This window comes from Pleomorphomonas koreensis DSM 23070 (genome assembly GCF_000425185.1).
GTDB classification, from domain to species: domain Bacteria; phylum Pseudomonadota; class Alphaproteobacteria; order Rhizobiales; family Pleomorphomonadaceae; genus Pleomorphomonas; species Pleomorphomonas koreensis.
Genome location: NZ_AULH01000001.1, coordinates 299,613 through 314,376, shown reverse-complemented (window position 1 = coordinate 314,376; position 14,764 = coordinate 299,613). Strand labels below are relative to the sequence as shown.

The 14,764-nt window shown below is 69.1% G+C and carries 12 protein-coding genes; 6 read left to right on the top strand and 6 right to left on the bottom strand.

The features are described from left to right. Positions 1-116: 116 nt before the first annotated feature. A complete protein-coding gene (locus H512_RS25520; RefSeq protein WP_053239457.1) occupies positions 117-677 on the top strand; it encodes an EF-hand domain-containing protein in 561 nt (186 codons plus the stop codon). A 56-nt stretch (positions 678-733) separates the two neighbouring features. Here H512_RS25520 and H512_RS0101320 read toward each other — a convergent pair whose 3' ends face one another. The 5 genes from H512_RS0101320 to H512_RS0101300 all read right to left on the bottom strand — a co-directional run bounded on the left by H512_RS0101320 (position 734) and on the right by H512_RS0101300 (position 5,903). Beyond that, positions 734-1,798: an ABC transporter ATP-binding protein gene (locus tag H512_RS0101320; RefSeq protein ID WP_026781988.1), complete on the bottom strand. Its 1,065-nt coding sequence runs from the start codon at positions 1,796-1,798 to the stop codon at positions 734-736. A gap of 26 nt (positions 1,799-1,824) precedes the next feature. After that, positions 1,825-2,616, bottom strand: a complete 792-nt coding sequence (locus tag H512_RS0101315; RefSeq protein WP_210162644.1) for an ABC transporter permease — start codon at positions 2,614-2,616, stop codon at positions 1,825-1,827. After that, positions 2,604-3,485 (bottom strand): ABC transporter permease, encoded by an 882-nt coding sequence (locus tag H512_RS0101310; protein WP_026781986.1) that lies wholly within the window; start codon positions 3,483-3,485, stop codon positions 2,604-2,606. Before H512_RS0101310 ends, H512_RS0101315 begins: the two co-directional genes overlap by 13 nt. 101 nt (positions 3,486-3,586) lie before the next feature. Further along, entirely contained in the window at positions 3,587-4,690 is a 1,104-nt protein-coding gene (locus H512_RS0101305; protein WP_026781985.1) for an ABC transporter substrate-binding protein, read from the bottom strand. 271 nt (positions 4,691-4,961) lie between these two features. Further along, positions 4,962-5,903 (bottom strand): 2-hydroxyacid dehydrogenase, encoded by a 942-nt coding sequence (locus H512_RS0101300; RefSeq protein ID WP_026781984.1) that lies wholly within the window; start codon positions 5,901-5,903, stop codon positions 4,962-4,964. Positions 5,904-6,026: 123 nt separating this feature from the next. On the opposite strand from H512_RS0101300, the gene H512_RS0101295 reads away from it, so the two are divergent. The 3 genes from H512_RS0101295 (at position 6,027) to truA (ending at position 8,300) form a co-directional block, all read left to right on the top strand. After that, positions 6,027-6,545 carry a peptide deformylase gene (locus H512_RS0101295; protein ID WP_026781983.1) on the top strand — a complete coding sequence of 173 codons (519 nt, stop codon included), beginning with the start codon at positions 6,027-6,029 and terminating at the stop codon, positions 6,543-6,545. A 79-nt stretch (positions 6,546-6,624) separates the two neighbouring features. Then, on the top strand, positions 6,625-7,557 hold the full coding sequence (fmt, locus tag H512_RS0101290) for a methionyl-tRNA formyltransferase (RefSeq protein ID WP_026781982.1): 933 nt from the start codon (positions 6,625-6,627) through the stop codon (positions 7,555-7,557). Positions 7,558-7,562: 5 nt separating this feature from the next. Further along, positions 7,563-8,300, top strand: coding sequence for a tRNA pseudouridine(38-40) synthase TruA (truA, locus tag H512_RS0101285; protein WP_026781981.1), 738 nt, complete (start codon positions 7,563-7,565; stop codon positions 8,298-8,300). Between the two features lie 42 nt (positions 8,301-8,342). On the opposite strand, the gene H512_RS22100 is transcribed toward truA, so the two are convergent. Continuing rightward, positions 8,343-9,929: an OpgD/OpgG family glucan biosynthesis protein gene (locus H512_RS22100; RefSeq protein ID WP_053239456.1), complete on the bottom strand. Its 1,587-nt coding sequence runs from the start codon at positions 9,927-9,929 to the stop codon at positions 8,343-8,345. A 130-nt stretch (positions 9,930-10,059) separates the two neighbouring features. Between H512_RS22100 and recD2 the strand changes: the two genes are divergently transcribed. Beyond that, positions 10,060-12,267, top strand: coding sequence for an SF1B family DNA helicase RecD2 (recD2, locus tag H512_RS0101275; RefSeq protein WP_026781980.1), 2,208 nt, complete (start codon positions 10,060-10,062; stop codon positions 12,265-12,267). 246 nt (positions 12,268-12,513) lie between these two features. Beyond that, a complete protein-coding gene (gene glgB, locus H512_RS22095; protein ID WP_084798239.1) occupies positions 12,514-14,757 on the top strand; it encodes a 1,4-alpha-glucan branching protein GlgB in 2,244 nt (747 codons plus the stop codon). Positions 14,758-14,764 lie beyond the last annotated feature (7 nt).

The window sequence follows — 14,764 nt, the reverse complement described above, 5'->3', positions numbered from 1 at the left end:
AACCGGCGCCTTTCCCGGCGAATTTGAGCGACAATTGCCCCCTATGTTCGGCCTTGCCGCCCGACGGGAACCCCCTTTGCTCCGTGGGCGGAACGGACAGACAAGGAGAAGCTCCCGTGAAAGCACTCACCCTCGCCACCCTTTCCGCCCTGTCGATGATCGCCGTCGGCGGCGCGGCTCTCGCCGCCGGCCCCGGCATGGGGCCGATGGGCTTCGGCCCGGCCGGCGGGCCGGCGAAGATGTTCAACGACGCCGACACCAACAAGGATGGCAAGCTGGACGCCGCCGAGATCGCCGCCGCCCGCGACAAGCTCTACGCCGAGGCCAATCCCAGCGGCAAGGACGGCATCGATATCCAGGACTTCGAGACCTGGTTCTGGAAGCAGCATCGCGAGATGATGGTGCGCGCCTTCCAGCGCCTCGACGCCGACGGCGACGGCAAGATCACCAAGGCCGAGATGGAGGCGGCCGGCGAGCGCATGCTGAACCGGCTCGACCGCAACGACGACGGCAGCTACTCGATGCCGAGCCGGCCCGAGCGCGGCGGCTGGGGCCGCGACGGCAAGCACGGCCGCCACCACGGCCCCGGCATGATGCAGCGCTGGATGGGCGGTAACGCCGCCCCGGCCGACGAGCCGCCGGCGCCGCCGGCCGCCGACGAAGCGCCGGCCCCCTGATCGCCGCTCCGACCGACGTCAAGGCCGCTCTCCCCGGAGGGCGGCCTTTTCCGTGTTCAGCGACGGTCCATGACCAGCAGGTCTTCCCTCTTGAAGGAGATGGCGGCCGGCGCGCCGATCCTCGGCAATTGAAGCGCCGGGTCGTTGAAGAGGTCGAGCGACAGCCGCGCCTCGCTGAGCCGCACCCGCACGCGGATGACGGCGCCGAGGAAGGCCACCTCCTCGACGGTGCCGGAGAGCGTGTTGCGGTCGCCGTTGCCGTCGCCGAGCGTCAGCGCCTCGGGCCGGAGCGCCACCGTCGTCTCATCGGCGATGCCGAAGGCGGAGAGATCGCGCGTCGTCATGACCGGCTGGCCGTCGATGGAGAGGCGGCCGGCCGCCGGGTCAACCACCCGCGCCTCGAGCAGGTTGAGCGTGCCGACGAAGCTCGCCACGAAGCGCGTCGCCGGGTTGTTGTAGATGTCCGACGGCGTGCCGATCTGGTCGGCGCGGCCCTCGTTCATCACCACGATGCGGTCGGAGATGGACAGCGCCTCCTCCTGGTCGTGCGTCACGAAGACCGTGGTGATGCCGAGGTCGCGTTGCAGCGCCCGGATCTCCTCGCGCAGGGAAACGCGGATCTTGGCGTCGAGCGCCGACAGCGGCTCGTCGAGCAGCAGCACCTCAGGCTTGACGGCGAGCGCCCGGGCGAGCGCCACGCGCTGCTGCTGGCCGCCTGACAGCTGGTAGGGATAGCGGCTGCCGAGGTCGGGCAGCTTGATCAGCTCCAGCATCTCGGCGACGCGGGCATCGATCTCGCCCTTGTCCTTGCCGGCGATCTTCAGACCGAAGCCGATGTTGCCGGCCACCGTCAGGTTGGGGAACAGGGCATAGGCCTGGAACACCATGCCGACCTTGCGCCGTGACGGCGGCAGGTGCGTCACCTCGGTGCCGCCGATCTGGATCGCGCCGGCGGAGGCCGTCTCGAAGCCGGCGATCATCCGGAGGATGGTGGTCTTGCCGCAGCCCGAGGGCCCGAGGAAGGAGACGAACTCGCCCTTGTCGATCGACAGGTCGAAGTCGTGAACCACGGTATTCGCACCGAAGGACTTCCGGAGATGACTGATTTCGATGAAGGACATCGGGCGTTCCGTATGAAGGCGGCGGATCAGGGCCGGGCGGCGACGGTGTTGCGGGAGATCACCTGGATTAGCCCCATGCAGGCCCAGGTGATCATGAAGGCCATGACGGCCAGCGCCGCCGGCTCGTAGGCGCGGTTGGCGCCGATCAGCTGGAGGTAGGGGCCGAAGGCCGGCCGGTTCAGCAGGCTGGCGAAGGTGAACTCGCCGATGACGATGGCGAAGGTCAGGAAGGCGCCCGACAGCATGGCCGAGCGGATGTTGGGCAGGATGATGCGCCAGATGATGGTGCCAGCCGAGGCGCCGAGGCTCTCGGCCGCCTCGGTCAGCGTGCGGACATCGATCGCCCGGAGGCCGGTCTCCACCGAGCGGTACATGTAGGGCAGCGCCAGCGTCACGTAGCCGCAGGTCAAGAGGAAGCTGGTGCCGGTGGAGGTGTTGGTGAGCGGCAACAGGCTCGACGAGTTGTAGAGGCGGAGATAGCCGAAGACGATGACGATGGCCGGCACCACCAGCGGCAGCAGCGTCACGAACTCGACGAACGGCCGGAGCTTGCGGAGCCGCAGCTCGACGAAATAGGCCATCGGCACGATGATCGCCATGCCGAAGACGATGGTGATCACCGCGAGCACCACCGAATAGACGAAGGACGACTGGAACTGCGGGTCGGCCAGCACCACCCGGTAGGCCTCGAAGCTGTAGACGCCCCTGAGCTTCCTCAGCGAGAACTCGAAGGTGGCGACGAGCGGCAGCAGGAAATACAGCGTGCCGAAGAAGATGGCGAGCCAGTGCCCGAGACGGTTGGTCTTCATTTGAGCCATCTTTCGCTGCGCACCCGCAGGAGGATGTAGCAGAGGTTGGACAGGCCGGTGATGACGATCATGCCGAAGGCGATGGCATAGCCGAGGTTCTGGTCGTGCAGCACGTCGCCGCGGATCTGCGCGTAGAGCAGGATGGTGACGATGTTGAGCGACGAGCCGGTCAGCGCGTAGGCGGTGGCGATGGCGCCGAAGGCGTTGGCGAACAGCAGCAGCGTCGCGCCGAGGAAGGACGGCATCAGCACGGGACCGGCGATGTGGCGCCAGTATTGCCAGGTGGAGGCGCCGAGGATGGTCGCCGCCTCGCGCCATTCCTTGCGAAGCCCCTCGATGGCCGGCGTGACGATCAGCACCATCAGCGGAATCTGGAAATAGAGATAGGTGATCGTCAGTCCCCAGAAGGACAGGAGGTTGAAGCCGTGGGCGTAGATGTTGACGCCGAAGATCCAGGTGAGGAACAGCGTGACGAGGCCCTGCCGGCCGAGCGTCGCCAGGAAGGCGAAGGCCAGCGGCACGCCGGCGAACTGCGAGGCGACGCCGGAGAAGGTCATCACCGTCGGCCGGATCCAGTGCGGCAGGCCGCCCGACACCGCCGCGTAGGCGATGAAGGCGCCGATCGCCGCGCCGAGCACCGCTGAGGCGACCGATATCTTGATGGAGATCCAGTAGGAGGCGAGAATGGTCGGCGTCCACAGGCTGCCGAGATTGGCAAGCGTGAAACTGCCGGCCTTGTCCTGGAAGGCGCCGACCACCAGGAACAGTGTCGGCAGGATCAGGAACAGCACGGCAAAGGCCATGAAAGGCGCGACCCCGACCACGGCCCAGGGCACGCGCAGGCGGGGAGGACGGGCAGGCGAAGCGGAAACGGCCATGCTGTTATCCGGGGCGGCGGATCGGCACGGCGCCGCCCGCCGGATTTCCGGAGGACGGTGCCGCGCATGTCGGGGAAGCGGCCGGGCGGCCGCTCGAGCTGTTACTTGACGTCGGCGCCGACGACGCTGTCCCAGTTCTTGGTGATGGTTTCCTTGTAGGCGGCCTGCTCGTCGAGCGTCGGGAAGATGGCGCCGGCATAGGCGTCGGCCGGCGGCAGCTTGTCGAGCATCTCCTGCGGGATCTTGCCGTTCTTGGCGAGGTCGTTGAAGCGGATCGGATGGCAGTAGCCCTTCAGCCAGCCGAGCTGGCCCTCGTCCGAGTAGAGATATTCCATCCACAGCTTGGCGGCATTCGGATGCGGCGCGTAGGCGGAGATCGCCTGGATGTAGACGCCGGCGACGACGCCGGTCTTCGGCACCACCACGTCAACAGGCGGGTTGCCGGCCAGCGTGTCGCGCCAGGACAGGAGGTTGTAGTCCCAGGCGGCGAGGATCGGCGTGGTGCCCTGGGCCAGCGACGCCGACTTGCCGATCACCGGCACGAAGTTGCCCTTGGCGACCACATCCTTGAAGAAGGCGAGACCGGCCTCGCCGGCCTTGCCGACGTCGCCGCCGGCCGCCGACAGGCCGGCCGCGAAGACGGTGGCGATGGCCTGCGCCGAGGCGCGCGGATCGCCGGCCAGCGCCACGGCGTTGGCAAGCTCCGGCTTCTGGAGGTCGGCCCAGTCGGCCGGGCTGTCCTTGATGAGATCCTTGTTGATGCCGAGCGCCATGACGCCATAGTAGTCGCCGTACCAGTAGCCTTCGGCGTCCTTGGCGCTGTCGGGGATCGAATCCCAGGTCGACACCTTGTAGGGCTGCAAGAGGCCATCGGCCTTGGCCGACGGGCCGAACGAGAGGCCGACGTCGATGACGTCGGGCGCCTGGTCGCCGGTGTTGCCCTTGTTGGCCTTGATCGCCTCGATCTCGTCGCCCGAGCCGGCGTCCGGATTGAGTTCGTTGATCTCGAGACCGTACTTGGCCTTGAAGCCGTCGATGACGGCGCCGTAGCCGCACCAGTCATGCGGCAGGGCGATGACGGTCAGCTTGCCTTCCGCCTTGGCGGCGGCGACCAGTTCGTCGAGCGAGGCGGCAAAGGCCGGCGCGGACAGGCACAGCACGGCCGGCGCGGCGATGGACGACGCGAGAAGCAGCTTGAATGACATGACGGTTCCCCTGTTGGCCGGACATGCCCGGCACCCGGATTTCCCACTCTTCGGCAACGTCCGGTCTCGGCCTCCGAAAAGGAAGGCGAACGGACCAGCGCAGTTCGGACGCCGAGTCGTTCCGCGCCGCCATGAGCGGTCCGGGAAAGGTTCGCCGTCTCCGCGTTCTTCGTTACCCGAGTTATATGACAGTTTGTTGTGGGCGCCGTCAATTCAGCGAGGCCATGACATACGTTGCCTTTTTCGCTGCCTGACGGCTTTTGCCGCCGCCTCAGTAACCTTTGTCCCGATCGACGAGATGACCGAGCGGCCGGCCGGCCTCGTGGGCGGCGATCTCGCCGATGACGTAGCGGCTGAGCGCCTCCGGGTCGCTCTCGGCGGCAACGTGCGGGGTGATGTAGAGGTTGGGCGCCCGCCAGAGCGGGCTGTCCGGCGGCAAGGGTTCAGTCGCGAAGACGTCGAGGCTGGCGCCCTTCAGCCGGCCGTCTTCCAGCGCCGCGAGGAGATCGGCCTCCACCAGCGAACGGCCGCGGCCGGCGTTGAGGATCACCGGCCCGCCGAGCGGCCCGTCCTTGGCGAGGCCGTCGATGACGGCGCGGTCGATCAGGTTCTCCGTCGCCGCCGTCAGCGGCAGCAGCGAGACGAGGATGTCGGTGCGGGCGAGGAAGGGGGCGAGGCCGTCCGGGCCATGGAAGCCGGCGACGCCGTCGAGCCGCTTCTCCGTGCGGCTCCAGCCGGCGACCTCGAAGCCGAGCGCCATCAGTGCCCGTGCCGCGTCGGTCCCGAGTTCGCCGAGGCCCATGATGCCGACGCGGACGGCGCCCGCCGCCCATTGCCGGCGCGGCTGCCAGCTTCCGGCCGCCTGCGCCGCCGCGTAATGGGTGTGCTGGCGGTGATGCAGCAGCACGTTCATCACCACCCACTCGGTCATGCGGCCGGTCAGGTCGGGATCGACGATGCGGACGACGGGCAGGTCCGGCAGCTGGGGATCGCTGGTGAGGTGGTCGACGCCGGCGCCGAGCGAGAAGATCACCTCCAGCTTCGGCAAGGTCCTGAGGTAGCCGGGCTCCGGCTTCCAGACCAGCGCGTAGCGGACGGATGCCGGATCGAAGGCGTCGCCCGGCAGCACCACGGTGCGCTCCGGCGCGGCCGCCCTGAGCGCATGGATCCAGTGATCGGGCTTCCAGCCCCGGACGGCGACGAGAATGCTCATGACTATTCCCCTGATGAAGTCCGGCGCCACCTTGCCAAGGCCGGGGAGCGGAAGGCAAGCCGTCGGCGGGGTCGCCTTTCCTCGCTATTGACGGAAATACCTGCCGTGCGTATCTGAATTTCCATGTCAACACGTCCCCTTGTCATCCTTCCCGCCCCGCAGCTCCGCCTCGCCTCGGCGCCGGTCGCCCGCGTCGACGACGGCGTGCGCAAGCTCGCGGCGGACATGCTCGAAACCATGTATGCGGCGCCCGGCATCGGGCTCGCCGCCGTGCAGGTCGGCGAGATGAACCGCCTGATCACCATCGACGTATCGCACGACGAGGACGCCCGCGAGCCGCGCGTCTTCGTCAACCCGGAAATCCTCTGGAAATCGGAGGAAATGTCGGTCTACGAGGAAGGCTGCCTGTCGATCCCCGAGTTCTACGAGGAGGTCGAGCGGCCGGCTCGCGTCCGCGTCCGCTACACCAACCTCGCCGGCGAGCCGGAGGAGATCGAGGCCGACGGCCTGCTCGCCACCTGCCTGCAGCACGAGATCGACCACCTCGACGGCGTGCTGTTCATCGACCACATCTCCAGGCTGAAGCGCGAGCGCGTCACCAAGAAGTTCATCAAGGCGGCCAAGGAAAAGGCGCGGATCTAGGCCACCTTCGGCCCGGCGCTTGACGGCGCCGCCCGCATGGTATGAAACGCCGGCGGAACAACCGCTCGCGAGGCTCGCCATGCCGCTCAGGGTCGTCTTCATGGGAACGCCGGACTTCTCGGTGCCGGTGCTCGACGCGGTGGCCGGCGCCGGGCATCGGGTGGTCGCCGCCTACACGCGGGCGCCCAAGCCGGCCGGCCGTGGCATGGAGCTTCGTCGCTCGCCGGTACACGTCCGCGCCGATCAACTCGGCATCCCCGTGCTGACGCCCAAGACGCTCAGGAGCGAGGAAGCGCAGGCCGCCTTCGCCGGCCATGACGCCGACGTCGCCGTGGTCGTCGCCTACGGCCTGATCCTGCCGAAGCCGGTGCTCGACGCGCCGCGCGTCGCCTGCCTCAACCTCCACGCCTCGCTGCTGCCGCGCTGGCGCGGCGCCGCGCCGATCAACCGCGCCGTGATGGCCGGCGACCCGGAGTCCGGCGTCATGGTGATGAAGATGGAGGAAGGGCTCGACACCGGCCCGGTGGCGCTGACCGCCCGGCTCGCCATCGGCCCGGACATGACGGCCGGCGAGTTGCACGACGCGCTGTCGCCGCTCGGCGCGGCGCTGATGGCCGAGGCGCTCGGCAAGATCGAGGACGGCACGCTCGCCTTCACGCCGCAGGCCGAGGACGGCGTCACCTATGCGTCGAAGATCACCAACGAGGAGACGCGCGTCAACTGGACGGCCGGCGGCAGCGCCGTCCACGACCACGTGCGCGGCCTGTCGCCCTTCCCCGGCGCCTGGTTCGCCGCCGACCTCGGCAAGGGCGAGGAGCGGGTGAAGCTCCTCAGGACCGAACGGGCGGAGGGTTCGGGCCTGCCGGGCACGCTATTGACGCCCGATGGCATTGTCGCCTGCGGCAGCGGTGCGGTGCGCCTCGTCACCGTGCAGCGGGCCGGCTCCAGGGCCATGGCGTTTTCCGATTTCGCGCGCGGCGCCCGCCTCGCTCCCGGCCTCCGGTTCGGCTGACCGCCATGCCCCGCTACCGGCTCCTAATCGAATATGACGGCACCGGCTTTTCCGGCTGGCAGTCGCAGGCCGAGGGGACCGGCGTGCAGGACTACCTGCAAAGGGCGATCCTCGCCTTCGCCGGCGAGGCCGTGGTCATCAAGGGCGCCGGCCGCACCGACGCCGGCGTGCACGCGCTCGGCCAGGTCTGTCATTTCGACATCGGCAGAACGCTGCGCACCGACACCATCCGCGACGCCGGCAACGTCCATCTGAGGCCGCACGCCATCACCATCGTCGCCGCCGAGGAGGTGCCGGAAACGTTCGACGCCCGTTTCTCGGCGGTGCGGCGGCATTATCGCTATCGGGTGCTGGCGCGGCGGGCGCCGCCGACGCTGGAGCGGCATCTCATCTGGCACGCCAAGGGGCCGCTCGACGTGGCGCGCATGGCCGAGGCGGCAAGCGTGCTGATCGGCCGGCACGATTTCACCACCTTCCGCTCGTCGGACTGCCAGGCGAAAAGCCCGGTGAAGACGCTCGACCGGCTCGACGTGACCGCCGACGGCGACGAGATCCATTTCGACGTCTCGGCCCGCTCCTTCCTGCACAATCAGGTGCGGTCGATGGTCGGGGCGCTGAAGAAGGTCGGCGACGGCCACTGGACGGCGGCCGACGTCAAGGCGTCGCTCGACGCCGCCGACCGCACGGCCTGCGCGCCGGTGGCGCCGCCGCACGGCCTCTGCCTGATGCGGGTGGACTACTGAGGGAAACGGGACGGGACGTGCCCTCCCCGCCCCCCGTCATCATCAGCTGGCGACCGGCCGCGGCCAGGTGAAGGTGGTCGGCAGGTGCTGGTAGAGCCAGGTCTCGGTCAGCGTCTTGTCGCCGGCCCTGAGGTAGAGGCGCATGTCGACCGGGTGCGGGCCATCGGCCTTGAAGTCGAACACGGCGCGCCAGCGCGTGGTGCCGACCACCGGCAGCGTGTAGACGCCGGAGATGGAGCCCGAGGACGCCGACACCACCGCCTCGACGCCCGACGTCTGGTCGCAGTCCTTGAGGTCGCCGCCGTCGAAGTCGATCACATACTTGACGACGCCGGCCGGCCGCACCTGGCCGGGCACGCCGCCGAAGCCGAGGCGCGTCGAATAGACGCGGCCGACCGGCGCCGGATGCGGCTCGTCGGCGCCCCAGGTCAGGCGGTAGTCGAAGGCGATCTCGCCGCCCTTGACGGCCGGCGCCGCCGGCAGCCAGTAGGCGACGATGTTGTCGTGGATCTCATCGTCGGTGGGAATCTCGACGAGTTGCACCGCGCCGTCGCCCCACTCGCCCTTCGGCTCCACCCACACCGTCGAGCGCTTGTCGTAGAAGACGCCGTCGTCCTGGTAGTCCTCGAAATTGCGGTCGCGCTGGCAGAGGCCGAAGCCCCGGACATTCTTATCGACGAAGGTCGACGTCATGACATTGGCCGGGTTGTTGAGCGGCCGCCAGACGCGCTCGCCGGCGCCGTTCCAGATGGAGAGGCCGTCGGAATCGTGGATCTCCGGCCGCCAGTCGGGGGCCCGCTGGCGGTTGGTCTCGTCGTACCAGAACATCGAGGTCAGCGCCGCCACGCCGAAGCGGGCGATGTCCTCGCGCGGATAGAAGCGCACGGCCATGTCCATCACCACCGTGCGGTCCTCGTCGCGGCCGACGTCCCAGCGCACGGCGCCGGAGACGCGCGGTCCCTCGAGGTCGGCGTAGATGGCGAACTGGCTATCCTTGGAGGGGCCGAAGTAGAAGTTGGTGAAGCGCGGGAATTCCTCGGGCGTCGGCATGGCGACGTCGATGGCCAGCGCCCGCGCCGACAGGCCGTACTGGTCGAGCGCGCCCGACGAGCGGAAATAGGCGGCGCCGAGGAAGGCCAGCCAGTCGCGCGTGCCGGTCTCGTCCATGACGCGGAAGCCGGCGAAGCCGATGTCGCCGGGCAGGCCGGCCGCCGGATTGCCCTCGGGGATGTCGAAATAGTCCGGCGAGTAGAGCACTTCCTGCGCCTTGTCGCCGTCGACGAGGTAGATGCCGACCGGCAGCTTGAAGTAGCGGCCGAGGTGGAAGAAGCGCAGCGGCGCCTTGCCGCCGGCCGCCTGTACCGTGTGATCGTCCTTGAACTTGATCTGCCAGTGACGGTCGTAGTCGATGGCCTCCAGCGCCTCGAAGGCACGCGGCACTTCCGGCACGTAAGGCGCGGCGGCGCGCTCCTTGGCGGCGGTCATCAGCTTGTTGAAGGAGAAGGGTCTGGGCTTGCCGAGCCGGGTCGACGCCTCGACGGCGAGAGCCTCGGTCACGGAGAGGTTCGGGACGAGCCCGAGGGCGGCCAGCATGGCCAGGAGGTCACGGCGGGTAAGCGCGGACGACATGAGAGGGGTTCACTCCGACGAAGGATCGCCGCCCGGACTGCCGGCTGCTGCCAGAACGGGGCGCGACGGGCGCATACATAAACCGATCGAGGCTCGACGAACAGTGGCCCGAGGCTGCATAACTGCTCTGATGATTGATGATTCCCGACAATCCCGGCAGCAGGCCGACGGCCCGGCCGACCGCCTGTTCGAGCGCCTCGCCGGCACCGTCGAGCGCGTCACCTTCCACAATGAGGAAAACGGCTTCTCGGTGCTGAAGGTGCGGGTGCGCGGCCGCAAGGAGCCGGTGGCCGTGGTGGGCCACGTGCCGGCCGTCGCCGCCGGCGAGAAGATCGACGCCGAGGGCCAGTGGATGACCGACAAGGTCCACGGCCTGCAATTCCGCGCCGACCGCCTGACGACGCACGAGCCGACCGGCAAGGACGCGGTGGCCCGCTTCCTCGGCTCCGGCCTGATCGCCGGCGTCGGGCCGGCCATGGCCGAGCGCATCGTGCAGGTGTTCGGCGCCAAGGCGCTCGACGTCATCGAGAACGAGCCGATGCGGCTCGTCACCGTGCCCGGCCTCGGCAAGCAGACCGCCGCCCGCATCGCCGAGAGCTACCGCGAGCGCAAGGCGGTGAAGGACGTGATGATCGCCTTCCAGGACAAGGGCATCGGCACGGCGCGCGCCGTCGCCATCTGGAAGGCGCTGGGACCGGATGCCGTCAAGCTGGTCGAGGAGGACCCCTATCGCCTCGCCCGCGAGGTGCGCGGCATCGGCTTTGCCGGCGCCGACGAGATCGCCGGCCTGTTCGGCATCGACCGTGCCTCGCCCGAGCGCATCCGGGCCGGCATCGCCCATGCCATCGAGAGCGCCGCCGACGACGGCCACACCGCCGTGCCGCGCGCCGACGTCATCGACCGGGCCGAACGGCTGCTCGGCGTCGACGCCGACGCGGTGGCCGCCGGCATCGAGGGGGCGATCGCCGGCGGCGAGGTCGAGGCGTTCGAGGCGGACGGCGTCGCCTTCCTGGCCGTGCGCCGGCTCGCCCGCTTCGAGCGCTCGGTGTCGAGCCGCCTGAAGGCGCTCGCCGAGGGCCGCCCGCCCTGGGGGCGGATCGACGTCGATGCCGCCGTCAGCCGCTTCGAGGCCAAGAAGGGCATGCAGCTCAGCCCGTCGCAGCGCGAGGCGCTGGCGAGCGTTGCCGGCGCCAAGGTGTCGGTGATCACCGGCGGCCCCGGCGTCGGCAAGACGACGCTGCTCGAAGCGCTGCTGGCCACCATCGCGGCGGCCAAGCTCACCGTGGCGCTCGCCGCCCCCACCGGGCGCGCCGCCCGCCGCATGGCCGATCAGGCCGGCCGCGAGGCCAAGACCATCCATCGTCTCCTCGAAATCGATCCGGCTACCGGCGGCTTCCGCCGCTCGGCCTCCGAGCCGCTGGAGGCCGACGTGGTGGTGGTCGACGAGGCGTCGATGGTCGACGTGCCGCTGATGGCGGCGCTCGTCGAGGCCATCCCGCTCGACGCGGCGCTGATCCTGGTCGGCGACGTCGACCAGTTGCCGTCGGTGGGGCCGGGGCAGGTGCTCGCCGACATCATCGCTTCGGGCCTGGTGCCGGTCGCCCGGCTGACGGAAATCTTCCGGCAGGCCGAGGAGAGCCGGATCATCGTCAACGCCCACCGCATCAACCACGGCGAATGGCCGGAGCCGCCGCCGTCCGGCGACCTCACCGACTTCTACGTCATCGAGGCGCGCGGGGCCGACGACGCGCTGGCCAAGATCCTCGAAGTGGTCGGCAACCGCATACCCAGGCGCTTCGGCCTCGACGCCATGCGCGACGTGCAGGTGATCACGCCGATGCAGAAGGGCGTCTGCGGCGCCCGCAACCTCAACGACCGGCTGGCCGAACTCCTGAACGGCGCGCCGCTCGACCGCATCGAGCGCTTCGGCCAGACCTATGCCACCGGCGACAAGGTGATGCAGATCGAGAACGACTACGACCGCGACGTGTTCAACGGCGACCTCGGCATCCTCCGGCGCATCCGCGAGACGGACGACGAGATCACCGTCTCCTTCGACGGCCGCGACGTCAAATACGGGTTGCAGGACCTCGAAGCGCTGACGCGCGCCTATGCCATCACCATCCACAAGAGCCAGGGCTCGGAATATCCGGCGGTGGTGATCCCGCTCTTGCGCGACCACGCCATCATGCTGGCCCGCAACCTCCTCTACACGGCGGCGACGCGCGGCCGCCAACTGGTGGTGCTGGTGGCCGAGCCGCGGGCGCTGGAGATGGCGCTGTCGGAGACGCGCATCCGCCGCCGCTACACGCGCCTGAGGTCCATGCTATCGGGCTGAAGAGGATGCCCGAAGCCGCGTCCAGCGGCTTCCGGCGCCAGGCGCCGCCGCGCGGGAGCGGGTTTTTCGGGACGAAGCCCCGAAAGACGGAAAGCGGAGCGGAAGCCAAGGACCGGAGGTCCGCCAGCGACTGAGGCTAGAAAATAAGACCAATCGCCGCAAGGCGATTGGCCAGAATGCCATTTGCCCCCGCCGGGGCTTCCGCGTAACGTCGCGACACGACAATCGAATTCGGGAGGCGGGTCGATGATCGATCTGGGGCTGCGGGAAGGACTGACGGACGGGGCGATCCGGGCGATCACCGAGGGGACCCACGGCGATCCCTTCGCCGTGCTGGGGCCGCACCGGGTATCCGGCGCCCGCACCGCCGTCCGCACCTTCAAGCCCAACGCCCGCGCCGTCGCCCTCTTGTCGGAGGGCGGCGACAAGCTCGCCGACTTCCAGCACGTCGAGGGCGGCCTGTGGGTGGCCTTCGCCAAGGGCGATCCCGGCCGCTACCGCCTGCGCGTCGAGTGGCCGAACAGCGTCCACGAGGCCGAGGACCCCTATGCCTTCGGGCCGCTGCTCGGCGAGATGGACGTCTATCTGCTCGCCGAGGGCCAGCACCGCGACCTCACCGAAACGCTCGGCGCCGTGGTCACCGAGGTGGGCGGCGTTCCCGGCGTGCGCTTCGCCGTCTGGGCGCCCAACGCCCAGCGGGTTTCGGTGGTCGGCAACTTCAATTCCTGGGACGGCCGCCGCCACCCGATGCGGCTCCGCCGCGAATGCGGCGTCTGGGAGCTGTTCGTGCCGCGCCTTGCCATCGGCGAGGCCTACAAATACGAGATCATCGGCGCCCACGGCGAGCTGCTGCCCGACAAAGCCGATCCGGTCGCCCGCCAGTACGAGCTGGCGCCGGCCACCGCGTCGATCGTCGCCGATCCCAAGCCCTTCGAGTGGCACGACGCCACCTTCATGCGCAACCGCGCCGCCTTCCAGTCGACGACAGCGCCGCTGTCCATCTACGAGGTGCACGCCGGCTCCTGGCAGCGGCCGGACGGCAAGCCGGTCACCTGGCGCTTCCTCGCCGAGCATCTGGTCGCCTATGTCAAGCACATGGGCTACACCCACATCGAGCTGCTGCCGATCATGGAGCATCCGTTCGGCGGCTCCTGGGGCTACCAGCCGCTCGGCCTGTTCGCGCCGACCGCCCGCTACGGCACACCCGCCGACTTCGCCCGCTTCGTCGACGCCTGCCATGAGGCGGGCATCGGCGTCATCCTCGACTGGGTGCCGGCGCATTTCCCGACCGACGCCCACGGCCTCGCCCATTTCGACGGCACGTCGCTCTACGAGCACCAGGACCCGCGCGAGGGCTTCCACCAGGACTGGAACACGCTGATCTACAACTTCGGCCGCACCGAGGTGATCGGCTTCCTGGTCGCATCGGCGCTGGAATGGCTGAAGCGCTTCCACATCGACGGCCTGCGGGTCGACGCCGTCGCCTCGATGCTCTACCGCGACTATTCGCGCAAGAGCGGCGAATGGGTGCCCAACAAATACGGCGGCCGCGAGAATCTCGAAGCGGTGTCGTTCATCAAGCATCTCAACGGCGTCATCGCCCACGAGGTGCCGGACGCGCTGATGATCGCCGAGGAATCGACGGCATGGCCGGGCGTCACGGCGCCGCTCGCCGACGGCGGACTCGGCTTTTCCTACAAGTGGAATATGGGCTGGATGCACGACACGCTCGACTATTTCGCGCTCGAGCCGGTGCACCGCAAGTATCACCACAACCAGCTGACCTTCGCGCTGATGTATGCCTATTCCGAGCGCTTCGTGCTGCCGCTCAGCCACGACGAGGTGGTGCACGGCAAGCGCTCGGTGTTCGGCCGCATGCCCGGCGACGACTGGCAGCGCTTCGCCAACCTGCGCGCCTACTATGCCTTCATGTGGACGCATCCGGGCAAGAAGCTGTCCTTCATGGGCAACGAGATCGCCCAGGGGCGCGAGTGGAACCACGACGCCACCATCGACCTCTGGCTGGAGAGCCGGGCCAGCAACCTCGGCGTCCAGCGGCTGACGCGCGACCTCAACACGCTCTACCGGGCCGAGCCGGCGCTGCACGCCCGCGACTTCGATCCCGAGGGCTTCCAGTGGGTGGTGGTCGACGACAACGAGCAGTCGACGCTCGCCTACCTGCGCTGGGGCTTCGAGCAGGACGCGCCCTGCCTGGTGGTCGGCAACTTCACGCCGGTGCCGCGCTCGGGCTTCCGGGTGGGCGTGCCGCGGGCCGGCCTGTGGCGCGAAGTGCTGAACTCCGACGCCGAGATCTACGGCGGCTCCAACATGGGCAACAAGGGCCGGCTGACGGCGACGGCGGCCAGAAGCCACGGCATGGACTACTGCCTGGACCTGACGCTGCCGCCGCTCGCCATGGTCATCCTGCGCTGGGACGGCGAGGCGCCGACTGAGGCCAAGCCGGCAAAGAAGAGCAAGGCCAAGGGCTGAGGCCGGC

Coding starts and splice junctions, on each gene's coding strand:
- H512_RS0101305 (WP_026781985.1), bottom strand. CDS start 4,690: ATGTCATTCAAGCTGCTTCTCGCGTCGTCCATCGCCGCGCCGGCCGTG.
- glgB (WP_084798239.1), top strand. CDS start 12,514: ATGATCGATCTGGGGCTGCGGGAAGGACTGACGGACGGGGCGATCCGG.
- H512_RS22100 (WP_053239456.1), bottom strand. CDS start 9,929: ATGTCGTCCGCGCTTACCCGCCGTGACCTCCTGGCCATGCTGGCCGCC.
- H512_RS0101300 (WP_026781984.1), bottom strand. CDS start 5,903: ATGAGCATTCTCGTCGCCGTCCGGGGCTGGAAGCCCGATCACTGGATC.
- H512_RS0101295 (WP_026781983.1), top strand. CDS start 6,027: ATGTCAACACGTCCCCTTGTCATCCTTCCCGCCCCGCAGCTCCGCCTC.
- H512_RS0101320 (WP_026781988.1), bottom strand. CDS start 1,798: ATGTCCTTCATCGAAATCAGTCATCTCCGGAAGTCCTTCGGTGCGAAT.
- H512_RS0101315 (WP_210162644.1), bottom strand. CDS start 2,616: ATGGCTCAAATGAAGACCAACCGTCTCGGGCACTGGCTCGCCATCTTC.
- recD2 (WP_026781980.1), top strand. CDS start 10,060: ATGATTGATGATTCCCGACAATCCCGGCAGCAGGCCGACGGCCCGGCC.
- fmt (WP_026781982.1), top strand. CDS start 6,625: ATGCCGCTCAGGGTCGTCTTCATGGGAACGCCGGACTTCTCGGTGCCG.
- truA (WP_026781981.1), top strand. CDS start 7,563: ATGCCCCGCTACCGGCTCCTAATCGAATATGACGGCACCGGCTTTTCC.
- H512_RS0101310 (WP_026781986.1), bottom strand. CDS start 3,485: ATGGCCGTTTCCGCTTCGCCTGCCCGTCCTCCCCGCCTGCGCGTGCCC.